The sequence below is a fragment of the Paenibacillus taiwanensis DSM 18679 genome (assembly GCF_000425125.1).
Lineage (GTDB): Bacteria > Bacillota > Bacilli > Paenibacillales > Paenibacillaceae > Paenibacillus_B > Paenibacillus_B taiwanensis.
Genome location: NZ_KE384307.1, coordinates 982,792 through 996,800 on the forward strand (window position 1 = coordinate 982,792; position 14,009 = coordinate 996,800).

Here is a 14,009-nt window from a genome sequence, read left to right on the forward strand (position 1 = left end):
TTTTTGATGTTATTAATACTACTTTTTCAATTGGTAAAGTTGGTTAATTAAATAAAAAGCTTGGAGTTGTAAATTTATGAGCTGCTTGGTGTGAGGTGCTAGATGAAAGTAATGGTGATTTCGAGCAGTGCCCCCTCTTTACTAACGTTTCGTAAAGACATGATCAAGGCGTTTCAACGGGATGGATATGAAGTTTTGGCTACTGCTCCAGAGCCTGCACAGGAATGGGCACCCAAGTTCAAATCGTTTGGTGTCCATTACTATACTGTGCCGATTGAGCGTAACGGGCTCAATCCTGTAAAAGATATTGGCACACTGATCAAGCTTTTGAAGCTAATACGCCGCACGAAGCCGGACAAAATCTTTGCTTATCAAGCAAAGTCGATCGTATACGGGTGTATCGCGGCGAGATTGGCAGGGATTAACCACATTTTCGCATTGATTGCAGGATTAGGTTCGGTATTTCGTACTAATAACAAGTTATCTTTCCTCAAGCTTGTACTGATGCTGCAATATAAGCTCGCACTTTCCTGCTGTGAGCGAGTTTTCTTTCAGAACAATGACGACATTAGCGAGTGCAGGCGGCTGCGACTTGTTCGAGAAGAGCAGCCCTGTCTTATTCACGGCTCTGGTGTTAATTTGGAGCTGTTTACCGAGCAGCCTTTGCCGGATCACGATACGTTTTTATTTGTCGGCCGACTGATAAAGGATAAAGGACTGATGGAATACTTGGAAGCTGCGCGAATCGTGAAGCAAACGTATCCGGCAGCAAGGTTCCTTCTGGTAGGCCCGTTTGATACGAATCCGACGGCGATCCAATATACAGATTTGAAGCCTTATGTGGAGGATGGCTCCGTGGAGTACGCAGGGGCAACAGATGATGTGCGGCCTTATTTAAGACAGTGTTCAGTATTTGTACTGCCTTCTTACCACGAAGGCACACCAAAGAGCATTCTGGAAGCTATGGCGACAGCTAGGCCGATTGTGACAACAGATGCGCCAGGATGCAGGGAAACGGTTGTTGATCTTGTAAACGGTTTGCTTGTTCCCGTGAAAGATACACAAGCGTTAGTCCATAAAATGAGATGGATGATTGAGCATCGGACTCAACTCGAGTCCATGTCCCGCGAAAGTTTGCGTATATGCAAGGACAAATATGATGTAAACAAAGTGAATCAAGTTATTTTAAATATTATGTCATCCAACCCGATGGAGGTTAAATCTATGCTAGACGCCATCAAGGACCGGGAAACGTCGATTGCGGTAGTTGGACTTGGATATGTCGGGCTTCCCTTAGCTGTTGCACTTTCTAAAAGGGCTAACGTGATTGGTTTTGACAACAGCACCCCCAAAATTGAACGCTACAAAAACGGGTACGATCCAACCCATGAAGTAGGTAACGATCATATTCGCAAATGTACGGTGGAATTCACGAGTAATCCCGAGGATATTGCACGAGCTGCGTTTGTCATTATAGCTGTACCTACTCCCGTGGATCGACACCATAAACCTGACTTGTCAGCTATAACGGGAGCCAGTCGCGCAGTTGGCCGTTACATGGGGAAAGGCAGCATTGTGGTCTACGAGTCCACTGTATATCCCGGTGTGACGGAGGAGGTATGTGTTCCTATTTTGGAGCAGGAATCAGGAATGAAGTGTGGTGTGGACTTTAAGGTGGGCTACTCTCCGGAACGTATTAATCCAGGTGATAGGGTGCATCGGCTAGAGTCCATTGTCAAGATCGTATCAGGTATGGATGCAGAGAGTCTGGACATCGTTGCGGGTGTATATGAATTAATTATTACGGCAGGTGTATACAGAGCGTCGTCCATTAAAGTGGCGGAGGCCGCCAAAGTAATTGAAAATGCACAGCGAGACATTAATATCGCGTTTATGAATGAATTGTCTATCATTTTTAACCGGCTTGGCATTGATACGCTGGACGTCCTGGAGACAGCAGGAACGAAGTGGAATTTTCTCCACTTTAGACCTGGTCTTGTAGGAGGACACTGCATCGGGGTCGATCCGTACTATTTGACCTATAAAGCCGAGGAAATAGGCTATCATCCCGAGGTTATCCCGGCTGGTCGTCGGATTAATGACAATATGGGCAAATATGTAGCTGAAAGTGTCGTCAAGCAGATGATTCGCGACGATTGCCCTATTAAAGGCGCTAAAGTTCTTCTAATGGGGGTTACCTTTAAAGAAAATGTGCCGGATGTTCGAAATTCTAAAGTAGCCGATATCGTTCGTGAATTACAGGAGTATGGCATTTTGATTTATGCCGTTGATCCTCTTGCGGACAGCGATGAAATTCAGGAGGAATACGGATTTGAGCTAGCTCAGGACATTCCTCCCGTCGATGCCATAATCGTTGCGGTAAATCATCAGGAATATGTCGATGCTCCTTTGGAGCAGCTGCGAGGAAAGTATGCTGACAACAGAAACGTACTCGTTGACGTTAAAGGCATTTATGATCGGAACGAGGCCGAGGCTATGGGCTTCAAGTATTGGAGGTTATAAGATGGGATACGAGCTAGTGAAGCTTCCTCAAGGGACGTTATTTCTAGTTACAGGTGCCGCTGGCTTTATCGGTTCCAATCTTGTCGAAACGTTACTTGACATGGGGATGAAGGTAAGAGGACTCGACAACTTTTCCACGGGCAAACAAGTGAATGTAAGTCTATTTGCCAATAATCCCAATTATGAGTTTATGGAAGGTGACATTCGTAACTTTGATACGTGTCAGCAAGCTTGTAAAGATGTCGAGTATGTGCTTCATCAGGCAGCGCTTGGCTCTGTGCCCCGATCAATTGAAGAACCACGGCTATATGAGGAAAATAATGTGTTAGGCACGCTAAACATGATGGAGGCGGCTCGTCTGTCAGGAACGGTAAAACGATTAGTATATGCATCATCCTCATCTGTGTATGGAGATTCCGCACAACTTCCTAAGTACGAGGGGGCTGAAGGCCAACTTCTTTCCCCTTACGCGGCAACCAAATTAGTGAATGAGCATTATGGCTCTTTATATACACGACTATACAACATGCCTTGTATTGGGTTGAGGTATTTTAACGTGTTTGGTAGAAGGCAAGATCCGGACTCGCAATACGCTGCCGTCATTCCTATTTTTTCAAAGCTGCTGTTGAGCGGAGAGCGGCCGACCATCAATGGGGATGGGTGGCAGACTAGAGACTTCACGTACATTGACAATGTAGTTGAAGCGAATTTAAAAGCTTGTGTCGCAGACGAGGCAGCCTGCGGGGAGGCGTTTAATATTGCTTGCGGTGAAAGATTCAGTTTGCTCAATATGCTAAAACAGATGTGTGAGCGGCTTAAAGTGCCGTATAATCCTGTCTTTGGTCCAGACAGACCTGGAGATATTAAGCACAGTCTGGCCGACATATCGAAGGCCCGTAAGCTTTTGGGCTATGAGGGAAAATGGACATTTCACGATGGTTTTGATCGTGCGGCTGACTGGTATCGCAGCTATTTTGAACAGAGCGTCTCAACTAATTAATGGAAGATGGAGGGCTGTTATGCACGCCGTATGCAGATGGCATCAACGGGCGCGGTGGCTGCACAAGCATCGCGTTCCGTTTTTGCCAACATGGATTTACTATTTGATGCGCATTGTGTTTGCATGTGACCTGCCATATGCGGTAGATATGGCAAAAGACGTAAAGTTGTACCACAACGGACTTGGTGTTGTGATCCATCGCAAAGCGAAGATTGGCACTGGCACCAGCATTTATCAAAATGTGACGATCGGCGGCAATGGGAGAGAAGGAAAAGATAACGGAATTCCGGTTATCGGGTGTCATGTATTTATTGGTGCAGGCGCCATCATTATGGGGCCGATTACGATCGGGGACTATGCCAGAATTGGCGCTAACTCTGTTGTGACCCGCTCGGTGCCTCCGTACGGAGTAGCTGTAGGCGCACCCGCTCAACTTATTCGGATTGATTATGATAGAGGGGTGAGCGCACGATGACAAATGGAGCACCACGGCGTATTTTACATGTGTTCTCTAGATTGGATAGGGGCGGAGCAGAAACGCGCATTATGGACGTATATCGTTATATGGATCGTACGTACCTGCAATTCGACTTTTTGGTGCTGGAGCCTGGACAGCACCATTACGATGAAGAGATTGAGCAGCTTGGCGGCAAGAAACATATCGTTCGGCATCCTAAGCGAAGCGGCATTTTTGCACATGTGAAGGAGATGTACCAAGTGATGAAGCGGGAAGGTCCCTATCAGGCGGTTCATGCCCATACAGCACATCATGCAGGATTGGTTATGCTTGCTGCCCGCCTCGTCGGGGTATCATTTCGCGTCAGTCATGCGCGCACGACCGGCACGTCCGGCTCTATGCTGAAACGACTTTCGATCCTGTTCGGGAAGCTGTTGATGCTGCATCATGCAACGCGCCTTCTTGCCATTAGTCGCGATGCAGGACGTTATTTGTTCGGGCAACGGGCAGTAGACAGCGGGCAGGTTGAGATCGTGCCTAACGCCATCGACTTAGCGCCGTATTTCGACCTCCAGGAGGTGGATGTGGCAGCGAGCAGGCGAAATAGTGGCATTCCCGATTGTGAACTGCTGCTTGGCCACATCGGGCGGCTGCATGCAGTGAAAAATCATATTTTTTTGTTTAAGCTGCTTGCACATCTAAGGGCTGCGCACGTCGATGCCCGCTTAGTGCTTATTGGCGGGGGGGCTCTGCGGAAACAGTTGGAGCAACAAGCTGCTGATAGCGGGTTGTTAGAATGGGTACATTTCCTCGGTATCCGTACCGATATTCCGCCGCTGCTTCGTATGCTGGACGTATTTGTGATGCCCTCGTTTTATGAAGGGCTCGGTGGAGCTGCTATAGAGGCACAAGCGGCTGGTGTTCCGTGTGTATTATCGTCCTCTCTTCCTGAAGAGGTTGATATGGGGCTGGGGCGGGTACACTTTTTGTCACTGCATCAACCGCTTGAAGATTGGGCGCAAGCTGTTCAGGAGCAGGCGAAGCAGGCACGACCAAGCTTTGAGCGTATTTATGCCGCTTTTTTTAAGCGTGGTTTCCTGCTTGAACAGGAGTTGGATCGATTGCAGCATGCGTATGGACTATCTACTTTTTCTCAGAATGACTTAGATAGACGGAGGATCTACGAAGTATGAGCAGCTTGCCAAAACGAGTGCTGCAAGTGATCCCTTCGACAGGCTACGGTGGTATTTCATCCATGTTGATGAATATTTATCGTAGTGTGGACAGAAACACTTTGCAATTTGATTTTGCTGCTTTTAACGAGGGACCGCTCCATGATGAGATTGTGGCAATGGGCGGTCGTATATTTTATTTTGACTATATTAAGAAGCAAGGTATCTTTTCTTATATGCGCGCTTTTAGGAACTTGATACAGGAACAGGGTCCGTATCAGGCCGTTCATGTTCATAACGGTTACAAAGGTGGATTTGCGTTGAAGGCGGCCCGGCAGGCGGGGATTAATAAACGTGTCTGCCATATCCATACGAGCAATGTGGAGCAAGCTTGGCAGAGAGCGATTGTACCGCTGTTAAAGTTTGCTGCGATCGCAAACGCAACAGATCTGCTCGCTTGCGGGGAGGAGGCGGGTCGCTTTATGTATGGCCGCAGGCCATTCGATGTATTGACTAACGCGATCAATTCGTCTTCCTACAGCTCACAATCGCAGTCAGATCGCAGCACAATGAGAGCACAATTAGGCATTCCGCTCGATTGTCTTGTGATCGGTCATGTGGGCAGACTATCCGAAGTGAAAAATCACTTCTTTATTATAAATATTGCGGATTGCTTAAAACAGCAGCACCCTGAGCTGTGCTTTTGCTTCGTATTTATAGGAGATGGACCGCTCAGGCACGATTTAGAACAGGCCATTCGCAGCAAAGGCCTTGAACAGCACGTTATGTTTGCAGGGCTTCGATCGGATATTCCAGACCTGCTGCAAGCATTTGATATTTACGTATTTCCATCGCTATTCGAAGGATTGCCCGTCTCTCTCTTGGAAGCACAGGCATCTGGCTTGCCTTGTCTCGTCTCAGCAGGCGTACCGTATGAAGCTGACATCGGAGCGGGTTTAGTCCGTTTTATGGACTTGACAGAGGGCAGTGCTAGATGGGCAGCCGCATTACTGGAGTGGGCAGCAAGAGGGCGAGGCGATACACGGGAATCAGAGTTAAGGCTGATTAACAAAGGTTATAACATCGAAGAAAATGTCCGTAAGCTAATGCACATTTATCAGCTATAAGATTATGCGCTGTGCCCAAACTATGGGCACAGATAGGGGGAGAATGATGCAGCAAATTTACGATGGAGCCCCTTACGTCATCCCACACAGCAGTTCAAAGCAGCGATTTGTGTTACCCGCTTGGCTGTTCTACACGATTGTATCGCTTACACTTCTGCTCTATTCATGGCTGCAACAGCCTATTTATTTAAATGCTGCAATTTTGATGATGGCAGGTTACATTTGCGTTTCACACGCTTATCGACATTTTTTGTTGATTGCGTTTCTACTTCCTTCTCTTCATTTATTTGTAACGGAAGATAGTGGTGTCTCTTATGCAACGCTGCTGTTTCTTGTTGCACTCGTCAAGTATGTGGCTGCTCGGTTTAATACGATGAAGCTGCATGTAGTCGGGCTCATTGTCATGCTAGGTATGATCGCATATGAATGGCTCCATCTGTTTTTGAATGGTCAAGTAATGATCGTGCCTGCTATCAGATGGTCAGCTTTGTTTCTGTACGCATCCCTGATGATCATCGATATGAACTTCAAACCAGATTTTAAGCAGGTCGCACACTATTTTGTAGCAGGAATCGTGTTATCAAGCGTATGTGGATTTGTGATGTCCTTTGCCAATGCTAGTGATGCAGTGACAGGATATGCCCGATTTGAGGGAGCAGGTGGTGACCCAAATGGCTTTGGAATGATGATTTTGATGGCTGCTTTTTTTTTACTCCACATTTACAAACAATCACAATTCCCCAAGCCACAATACATTTATTTTGCATTAGGATTAATGCTGCTAGGGTTATCGACCTTATCCCGCGCTTATTTGCTGACAGCAGCCATTACGACGGTACTGTTAGCAGGCTATATGATCGTCACTTCCGAGCATAGCATGATAAGGCTGCGTAGGAAGCTGGCATTTGCCGTGCTTGTGTTTGCTGCTGTGTTTACTGTGCCTGCCATAGGGTTTATTACTTCTATCATGGAGCGAATGTCAATCGGAGATAGCTTGCAAAAGATGACAGGACTACGCTCTATGCTCGCTCAACAATACTGGGAAGTGTTTACGGAATCCACCTTGTGGGAAATGCTTTGGGGCAAGGGGGTTATCGGATATTTGCAGCAGAGCAACATTTCGGTTATGGGGGTTTTGACGGGACCTCATAACACCTATTTGGAATCGTTAATGGCGTGGGGCATGTGCGGAACGATGTTATTTGTCATTTATATGGTGGTATTAAACCAATGCCAAAAGCAAAAAGTGGATCCAGGTCATCGGCCGTCCTTCCTATCTTATCTGCCTATCATTTCCACACTTATATTTCTACTCTCGCTACAGTCACTAGCCAAGTACAGCACTTATTTTTATATGACGATGTTATTGATGAACATGTATTATTGTGAGCATGCTAACCGAGGTAATGCTGAACGTATATCCCCTTCGGTGACGGTGAGAAAATGAAGTTAAACAACGCGGTATTTAATTTAATCGCAAATCTGCTGCTCCAGTTTGTTACTGCTGCTGTTGGCCTTATTTTGCCGAGATTACTCATTGAAGCTTACGGTTCAAATATGAATGGTATGATTTCCTCGATCAATCAATTTTTAAGGTACTTGTCGTTAGTGGAGGCTGGTCTTGGGGCCGCCTCTATCGCTGCGTTATACAAGCCGCTTGCTGCTGGTAATGTCCTTGAAGTGAATGCCGTATTGTCGGCTTCACGGCTGTTTTATCGTCGAACTGGCCTTATTTTTGCGGTGCTTGTTGTCGGAAGTGCAATCGGGTATCCATTCCTCGTCCACGGTCAAGTGCCGCTAATGACTTCAAGTGCGATGGTGCTTATTTTGGCAGGAAGCGGCTTGGTGGAGTACTTTATTATCGGTAAATATAGAGTGCTGCTGATGGCAGATCAGAAAAGTTATGTAATCTCCCTCATTCAAACAATTGGTGTATTGTTAAATGCCGCAGTGTCCGTCGTCCTCATTATGAACGGATATGATGTATTGATCACCCAAGCCGCTGCGACACTCCTATTTGTTTCCAGAGTCGTATTGGTCAAATGGTATGTCCGTCTTGCATACAAGGAAGTAAACTATTTTGCTGAGCCGAATCATCATGCGTTAAACCGACGCTGGGACGCTTTTATTCATCAGCTTAATACGTTAATTGTTTATGCCGCGCCTGTCATGATTATCACGATCTGCTGTAGTCTCAGTGAGGTGAGTGTCTATGCGGTGTACAATATGGTGTTTGTTGCGGTAAATATGTTCGTTTCCGCGTTCTCTAGCGGGTTAATGGCTTCATTTGGCCATGTAATTGCGAATGGGGACCGCGGTAGCTTGCTGCGACAATTTAGTGCGTACGAGTACATGTACTATGCGGTGTTGACGGCTGCGTATGCTTGTGCAGCTATATTTATTTTACCTTTTATCCGCCTTTATACTACGGGTATTCATGATGCTGTGTACATTCGTCCAGAACTGGCGGCATTATTTATAGTTGTAGGGATTATAAGCAACGTAAGGCTGCCGCATTACACGTTAATACAAGCAGCAGGCCATTTTAGAGAAACCAAATATCCTTCTATAGTGGAGTCGATCATTCATTTGGCAGTATCGCTTGTACTCGTTCAATGGTTAGGAATGATCGGGGTGATGCTAGGCAGCCTTTGCGCGCATTTATACCGTACGCCAGAGCTGATAAGGTATACTTCCAAGCACATATTGGGGCATGGCACGAGGCAGACGACTGTTCGAATGATGAGACTGGTTGTCCTGAGCGCCATCGGGACTGCACCATTTTTATTCCTATTTGTGCCGGACCCTGTCCGTGTAACCGATTGGTTAGTGTGGGCTTTTATCGCAGGAGCGAGTGTACTTTGTATAGTTATTATTGGTAATGTATGCTTTGAGCTGGACACGGCGAGGCAAGTCTGGAAGCAAGTCAAACAGGTAACTAGGAAATGGAAAACAAGAAAAAGCAACGGACAATTGGATCACGATCAAACAAGCTAATCCACGATAGGAAGGTGGAAGATGCTGTGCGCTCAAAAGTTGGAATTGTTCTTGTTGTGATCATTGTGTTAGGTGTCATTGGCGTATGGTGGGGATATGAGTATTTGACAAACCGGGAGGTGTCTACTCAGGAATTGGGGGTAGATACTGATTTCTTTGACTTTAGTAAAGTAGATACAACTCAAACGGTCAATAATATTGGAACGATTTCTCCAACCCAGTCCGCATCAAAGCAGCATCTTGCTGCTACACCAACACCAAACAGAGACGGGCAGACGGGAGAGCGATCTCACGAGCAACATCCGCAGGCGGAAGGTATACAACAACCGTCAAGCGGTGCTGGCAGTGCTCAGGCTTCGTTGTCTGAATCGTCTATTCGGGATCGTTATACCGATTGGTTTGAGAGTTTGCAGGCGGTAGCCATAGCACGGCTTGATGTACTGGGTAAGAAAGCAAAAGCAGATTATAAGCTGTACAAAGCAGGGAAATCAAATCGTTCTCTGGCTGATCTGACTTCGCTTTACATGAGTGCGGCTAAAAAGCTAGAGAAAAACGTTGACAAGTCATTTTATCGTCGGCTGGACAACATGAAGGCAGAATTGAAGGAACATGGATTTGGAGGCCAACTGGCAGAGGAAGCAGAGGCAGCGTATCGATTAAAAATAGACACCAAAAAGGCACAATTGATGGACAAAATTGCTGGTAAGTTAAAATGATCTCCATTGCGCACCTATCTGTGCTTCTTATTTGGTGACAAGACAAACCATATAGAAGAGGGAGGGGAGGCTCTCTCTTCTATATGGTTTTCATAGTGATGTTCGTTAGCCTGCATTGTCTGCGAACAGGTTAATTGTGATACGATTGCGGTTGTACACTGTACCCTGCATTGTACCCGTAAGCCGGGTTCGTTGAGTACAGAGGTGTGCTTGCATTGTCGATCTGATTACAGGCTTGCAACACGGCCTGCATTTGCTGGATGGCAGCTTGGTGTCCTTGCAAAGCGGTTTGTATCACTTGAACAGCTTGTCGTTCTCGCTGTACCAGTTGTTCCAGATGTTGAGCGTTTTGCTGCTCTTGCTGAAGTAAGCGTTGATAGTTGCCGCTGGCTTGTTCCGTTTGTTGGATCATTTGTTGAATTGTGCTGCGAATTTGCTGTGTAGACGTATGTGTCATTTTTCTAACCTCCTGCATGTAATGTAAGCTGTTGGCATTCCGTATGTAGGATGTGCGTTGCTGTCCATGACTATGCAGCAGATGAGGGAGATTCAATAATACTCCAACTCGTTCGTAATTTTAAAATATATTTCCAGCACGTCAGGATGCTTCGTTTCATACGTATAGAGCGCATCTGGATCGTCAATCGGAATCGCAAATTCGACTTCCATCGCCATCATTAATTCCTTTAATGCTGCTTCGAGATGTGCTTGATCCACATAATAGGTCGATGCGATTTGTGCAAAGCGTTGTGTGAAAAAGTCCAGTTGACACTGGATCATACCGTTCACCATCCATGTATAGTTCATTAGTCTAATATGACTACATAATTATATGATCAATGATACATAAATGTCACGTATATTCAACCGCATAAAATAGGGACTAGAAGAGTCAGCCTTCAGCATTTTTTGTCTCCAATGTGAAGCCAATAAAGGGTATACTAGTAGAGTGTGATAAATAAGAAACTTGTACTTGCACTTGCGAATTGACGATACATCACAGAGGGGGAGAGAAGTTGGACATTGGAGCCAAGTTATTGATTTTGGATGTGGATACAGGTGTGGATGATGCACTTGCAATCGCTTACGCTGTTCGCTCGCCTGAGCTTAAGCTGCATGGCATCACGACTTGTTATGGAAATGTTACAGTAAGTGAAGCGGCACGAAACACATTGATTGTGCTGGAGAAGCTAGGTGTTTATGATGTTCCTGTGTTTAAAGGTGCCGAGCAGCCCTTGAGACGAAAAAAGGAACATTATGTGAGACACATTCATGGTGAACATGGCTTAGGTGAAGCAGCGTTATTTGAGCCCCAAAATAAACCCTCTAATCAGCATGCTGTTGATTACCTGATTGAGCAAATTCGGGCCTACCCGAAACAAATTACACTTGTTATGGTCGGGCCGTTAACGAATTTGGCATTGGCTTTGCAGAAGGCCCCAGAAATAGCGGAGTTGATCGGAGAGTTAATTATTATGGGCGGGGCTGTGCGTACTCGCGGTAATGTTACACCTCATGCCGAAGCAAATATTCATTGTGACGTTGATGCGGCGGACGTGCTGTTTAAAGCGAAGTTACCGTTAACTGTAGTTGGTCTTGATGTCACGATGGAGACGTTGCTTCCTTTGTCTGCTGTTCAGCAGTGGAGGCAGAAAAATCCAGATATTGGCGGGTATTTTGCAGATATTACTGAATTCTATATTCGTTTCTACGAGACACGTTATCCTGGCAGCGGCGGCTGTGCGTTGCATGATCCGCTGGCAGTAGGTGTGGCGATTGATGCTAGTTTTGTGAAGCGTATGCCTCTACATGTTGCTATTGATACGACAGGCGAAGAAGTGGGCAGAACAAGAGAGTTACATGAAGGGGAAGCCACGTGTGAAGTGTGCTTGGAAGTGGATGCTGAGCGATTCCTGACCCATTTTTTGAGCCGCGTCATCTAGCTAAAAATCGAATAGCATGTGAGCTGATGGAAGCGTTATATGTTCTGCAAGCTCAGTCGGAACAGCAAAAACTCTGCGTTATAGAAATAACGCGGAGTTTTTGTCATGCATACAATGACAAGCACAGCGTGCGCAGTTGTAGTATGTAAAGGCTATGAAAAAAATATTATATTTTACTTAAATGCGTCGAGTCAGGTCAATAGAAATATTTGTCGTTTTCGTAAATAGGATGATGCTAGCATTTAGAAACAGCGCTGTTATCACATTTTTGGCTGCACAATCTAATTGGTTGATAAAGTTTCCAATTATTATATCTTGTTCCTAATCATTTTCAAAGGCATGATGTCTATGAAACTTGTATACGGAAGGAGATTAAACATGCGTTGGAATTCATACATAAAAGGAACGATCTTAGGTGTATCTTTGTTAACGTTAACGCTCACTAGCATCCCGACACTAGCTGCCGCAGAGCGGTATGCGATGTCGTATCTTTATTTTGGCAATCCGAGTAATTATGTACAGGCAGTTAATCACACAAAAGGTAGTTTGGATATGGTATCGCCAAGCTATTTTGACCTTCGTGAAGACGGCTCTCTTTTACTGACGGAAGCGCTTGATCCGGCCTTTATTAAGGAGATGCACAATAAAGGGATGAAGGTAGTTCCATTTCTAAGCAATCATTGGGATCGTAATAAAGGGATTGCGGCTTTGAACAATCGAAATGCATTAGTCAAGCAAATTGCTGCGGCAATTGAAAAATACAATTTGGATGGTGTTAACGTTGACATTGAAAATGTAACAGACAAACAACGTGATGACCAGACGCAGTTGGTTAAAATGCTGCGTGAGACGATACCCGCCCACAAAGAAGTATCGGTAGCTGTGGCAGCCAATCCGCATGGATGGACGACAGGTTGGCATGGCTCCTATGATTATGCGGCCTTGTCGAAAGTAAGCGACTACTTAATGATTATGGCTTATGACGAAAGTTATCAAGGCAGCGAGCCTGGACCTGTGGCGGGTCTTCCATTTGTAGAACAATCGATCCAATACGCGCTAAAATACGCTCCAAGCCATAAGCTGGTACTGGGAATTCCGTTTTATGGTCGATATTGGAAGTCTGATGGAACGATGAAGGGGAATGCAGCACAGAATTATCGAGTTCGTAAACTGTTACAGGATTACAATGGCAAAACTTATTATGATACGGCGGAACAGTCTCCTAAGGGTATATTTACGATTAAGTCAGGGGATACGCTGCCGAATGTTCATGGAACAACATTAAAACCAGGATCTTATACGGTATGGTTTGAAAATGAACAATCTATTCAAGCGAAACTAAATCTTGTAAATAAGTACAACTTAAAAGGGGCAGGAAATTGGAGCCTGACAGAGGAAGCAGATGGTACATGGGATTATTATAGTGCCTGGCTCAACGGCTCATCATTTAACGATACAGCAGGACACTGGGCGAGCGCTCATATTCATGCTGTGAGCGAACGTGGCTGGATGACGGGAATCGCTGCACGAACGTTTGCGCCAGAACAACGATTGACACGCGCGCAATCAGCTTCCATCGTGGCGCGTATGCTCCATTTGCAGCCGCAAACGACAGATTCCCTGTTTTGGGATGTGCCATCTCGTCATTGGGCTGCAAATGACATTCGTATGGCACAGCAGGCTGGAATTATGATGGGCCGGACGGATGGCAGCTTCGGGCCGGATGAAACGATAACACGTGAAGAATTGACCGTGCTGCTGGCGCGAGTGCTACAGGCAGCTCCATCCAAGCCAGTCGTTAGTTCCTTTGTGGACGTGAGTAGTGACAGATGGTCGGCAGCCGCTATTGCAGTGTTGGCGGAAAATGGAATTGTTAACGGCTATCAAGAGGGTACTTTCCGCCCCTTGCAGGCGGTCACTCGTGCTGAGATGGCCAAGATGCTGGATCTTGCAGCTCCGATGTTAAATGAACGGTTTTAAATTGTTCATTTGTCTCTGTTCGTCTTCGTTGCATTTTGTTTTAACTTCATATTAAACAAACGAATAATCCCCTCTGTAGAGACGATAAGGATCG

At 45.8% G+C, this 14,009-nt stretch carries 12 protein-coding genes; 10 read left to right on the top strand and 2 right to left on the bottom strand.

The features are described from left to right. The first annotated feature begins 102 nt into the window (after positions 1 to 102). The 8 genes from H509_RS28690 to H509_RS0118490 are packed head-to-tail and all read left to right on the top strand — an operon-like array spanning position 103 to position 9,992. The gene (locus H509_RS28690) at positions 103 to 2,523 is read left to right on the top strand and encodes a nucleotide sugar dehydrogenase (RefSeq protein ID WP_084159260.1); all 2,421 of its coding nucleotides are present in this window, start codon (positions 103 to 105) and stop codon (positions 2,521 to 2,523) included. 1 nt (position 2,524) lies between these two features. Beyond that, positions 2,525 to 3,523, top strand: coding sequence for an SDR family oxidoreductase (locus H509_RS0118460; protein WP_028546386.1), 999 nt, complete (start codon positions 2,525 to 2,527; stop codon positions 3,521 to 3,523). Between the two features lie 19 nt (positions 3,524 to 3,542). Then, positions 3,543 to 3,998 carry a serine O-acetyltransferase gene (locus tag H509_RS0118465; RefSeq protein ID WP_028546387.1) on the top strand — a complete coding sequence of 152 codons (456 nt, stop codon included), beginning with the start codon at positions 3,543 to 3,545 and terminating at the stop codon, positions 3,996 to 3,998. Next, a complete protein-coding gene (locus H509_RS0118470; protein WP_028546388.1) occupies positions 3,995 to 5,173 on the top strand; it encodes a glycosyltransferase family 1 protein in 1,179 nt (392 codons plus the stop codon). Before H509_RS0118465 ends, H509_RS0118470 begins: the two co-directional genes overlap by 4 nt. After that, complete coding sequence (locus H509_RS0118475) at positions 5,170 to 6,279, top strand: glycosyltransferase (RefSeq protein WP_028546389.1); 1,110 nt, start codon at positions 5,170 to 5,172, stop codon at positions 6,277 to 6,279. The genes H509_RS0118470 and H509_RS0118475 overlap by 4 nt, the downstream gene beginning before the upstream one ends. A 46-nt stretch (positions 6,280 to 6,325) precedes the next feature. Beyond that, positions 6,326 to 7,726: an O-antigen ligase family protein gene (locus H509_RS0118480; RefSeq protein ID WP_028546390.1), complete on the top strand. Its 1,401-nt coding sequence runs from the start codon at positions 6,326 to 6,328 to the stop codon at positions 7,724 to 7,726. Continuing rightward, positions 7,723 to 9,276: a lipopolysaccharide biosynthesis protein gene (locus H509_RS25865; protein ID WP_051287345.1), complete on the top strand. Its 1,554-nt coding sequence runs from the start codon at positions 7,723 to 7,725 to the stop codon at positions 9,274 to 9,276. Before H509_RS0118480 ends, H509_RS25865 begins: the two co-directional genes overlap by 4 nt. A 26-nt stretch (positions 9,277 to 9,302) precedes the next feature. Further along, positions 9,303 to 9,992: a hypothetical protein gene (locus H509_RS0118490; protein ID WP_028546391.1), complete on the top strand. Its 690-nt coding sequence runs from the start codon at positions 9,303 to 9,305 to the stop codon at positions 9,990 to 9,992. Positions 9,993 to 10,122: 130 nt separating this feature from the next. Here the strand turns inward: H509_RS0118490 and H509_RS0118495 are convergent, their stop codons facing one another. After that, complete coding sequence (locus H509_RS0118495; protein ID WP_028546392.1) at positions 10,123 to 10,449, bottom strand: hypothetical protein; 327 nt, start codon at positions 10,447 to 10,449, stop codon at positions 10,123 to 10,125. A gap of 92 nt (positions 10,450 to 10,541) precedes the next feature. Beyond that, entirely contained in the window at positions 10,542 to 10,799 is a 258-nt protein-coding gene (locus H509_RS0118500; protein ID WP_157277799.1) for a hypothetical protein, read from the bottom strand. A gap of 209 nt (positions 10,800 to 11,008) precedes the next feature. On the opposite strand from H509_RS0118500, the gene H509_RS0118505 reads away from it, so the two are divergent. Continuing rightward, positions 11,009 to 11,935 carry a nucleoside hydrolase gene (locus tag H509_RS0118505; RefSeq protein WP_028546394.1) on the top strand — a complete coding sequence of 309 codons (927 nt, stop codon included), beginning with the start codon at positions 11,009 to 11,011 and terminating at the stop codon, positions 11,933 to 11,935. A 378-nt stretch (positions 11,936 to 12,313) separates the two neighbouring features. Next, positions 12,314 to 13,915 carry an S-layer homology domain-containing protein gene (locus tag H509_RS25870; protein WP_036697747.1) on the top strand — a complete coding sequence of 534 codons (1,602 nt, stop codon included), beginning with the start codon at positions 12,314 to 12,316 and terminating at the stop codon, positions 13,913 to 13,915. The last annotated feature ends 94 nt before the right edge of the window (positions 13,916 to 14,009 follow it).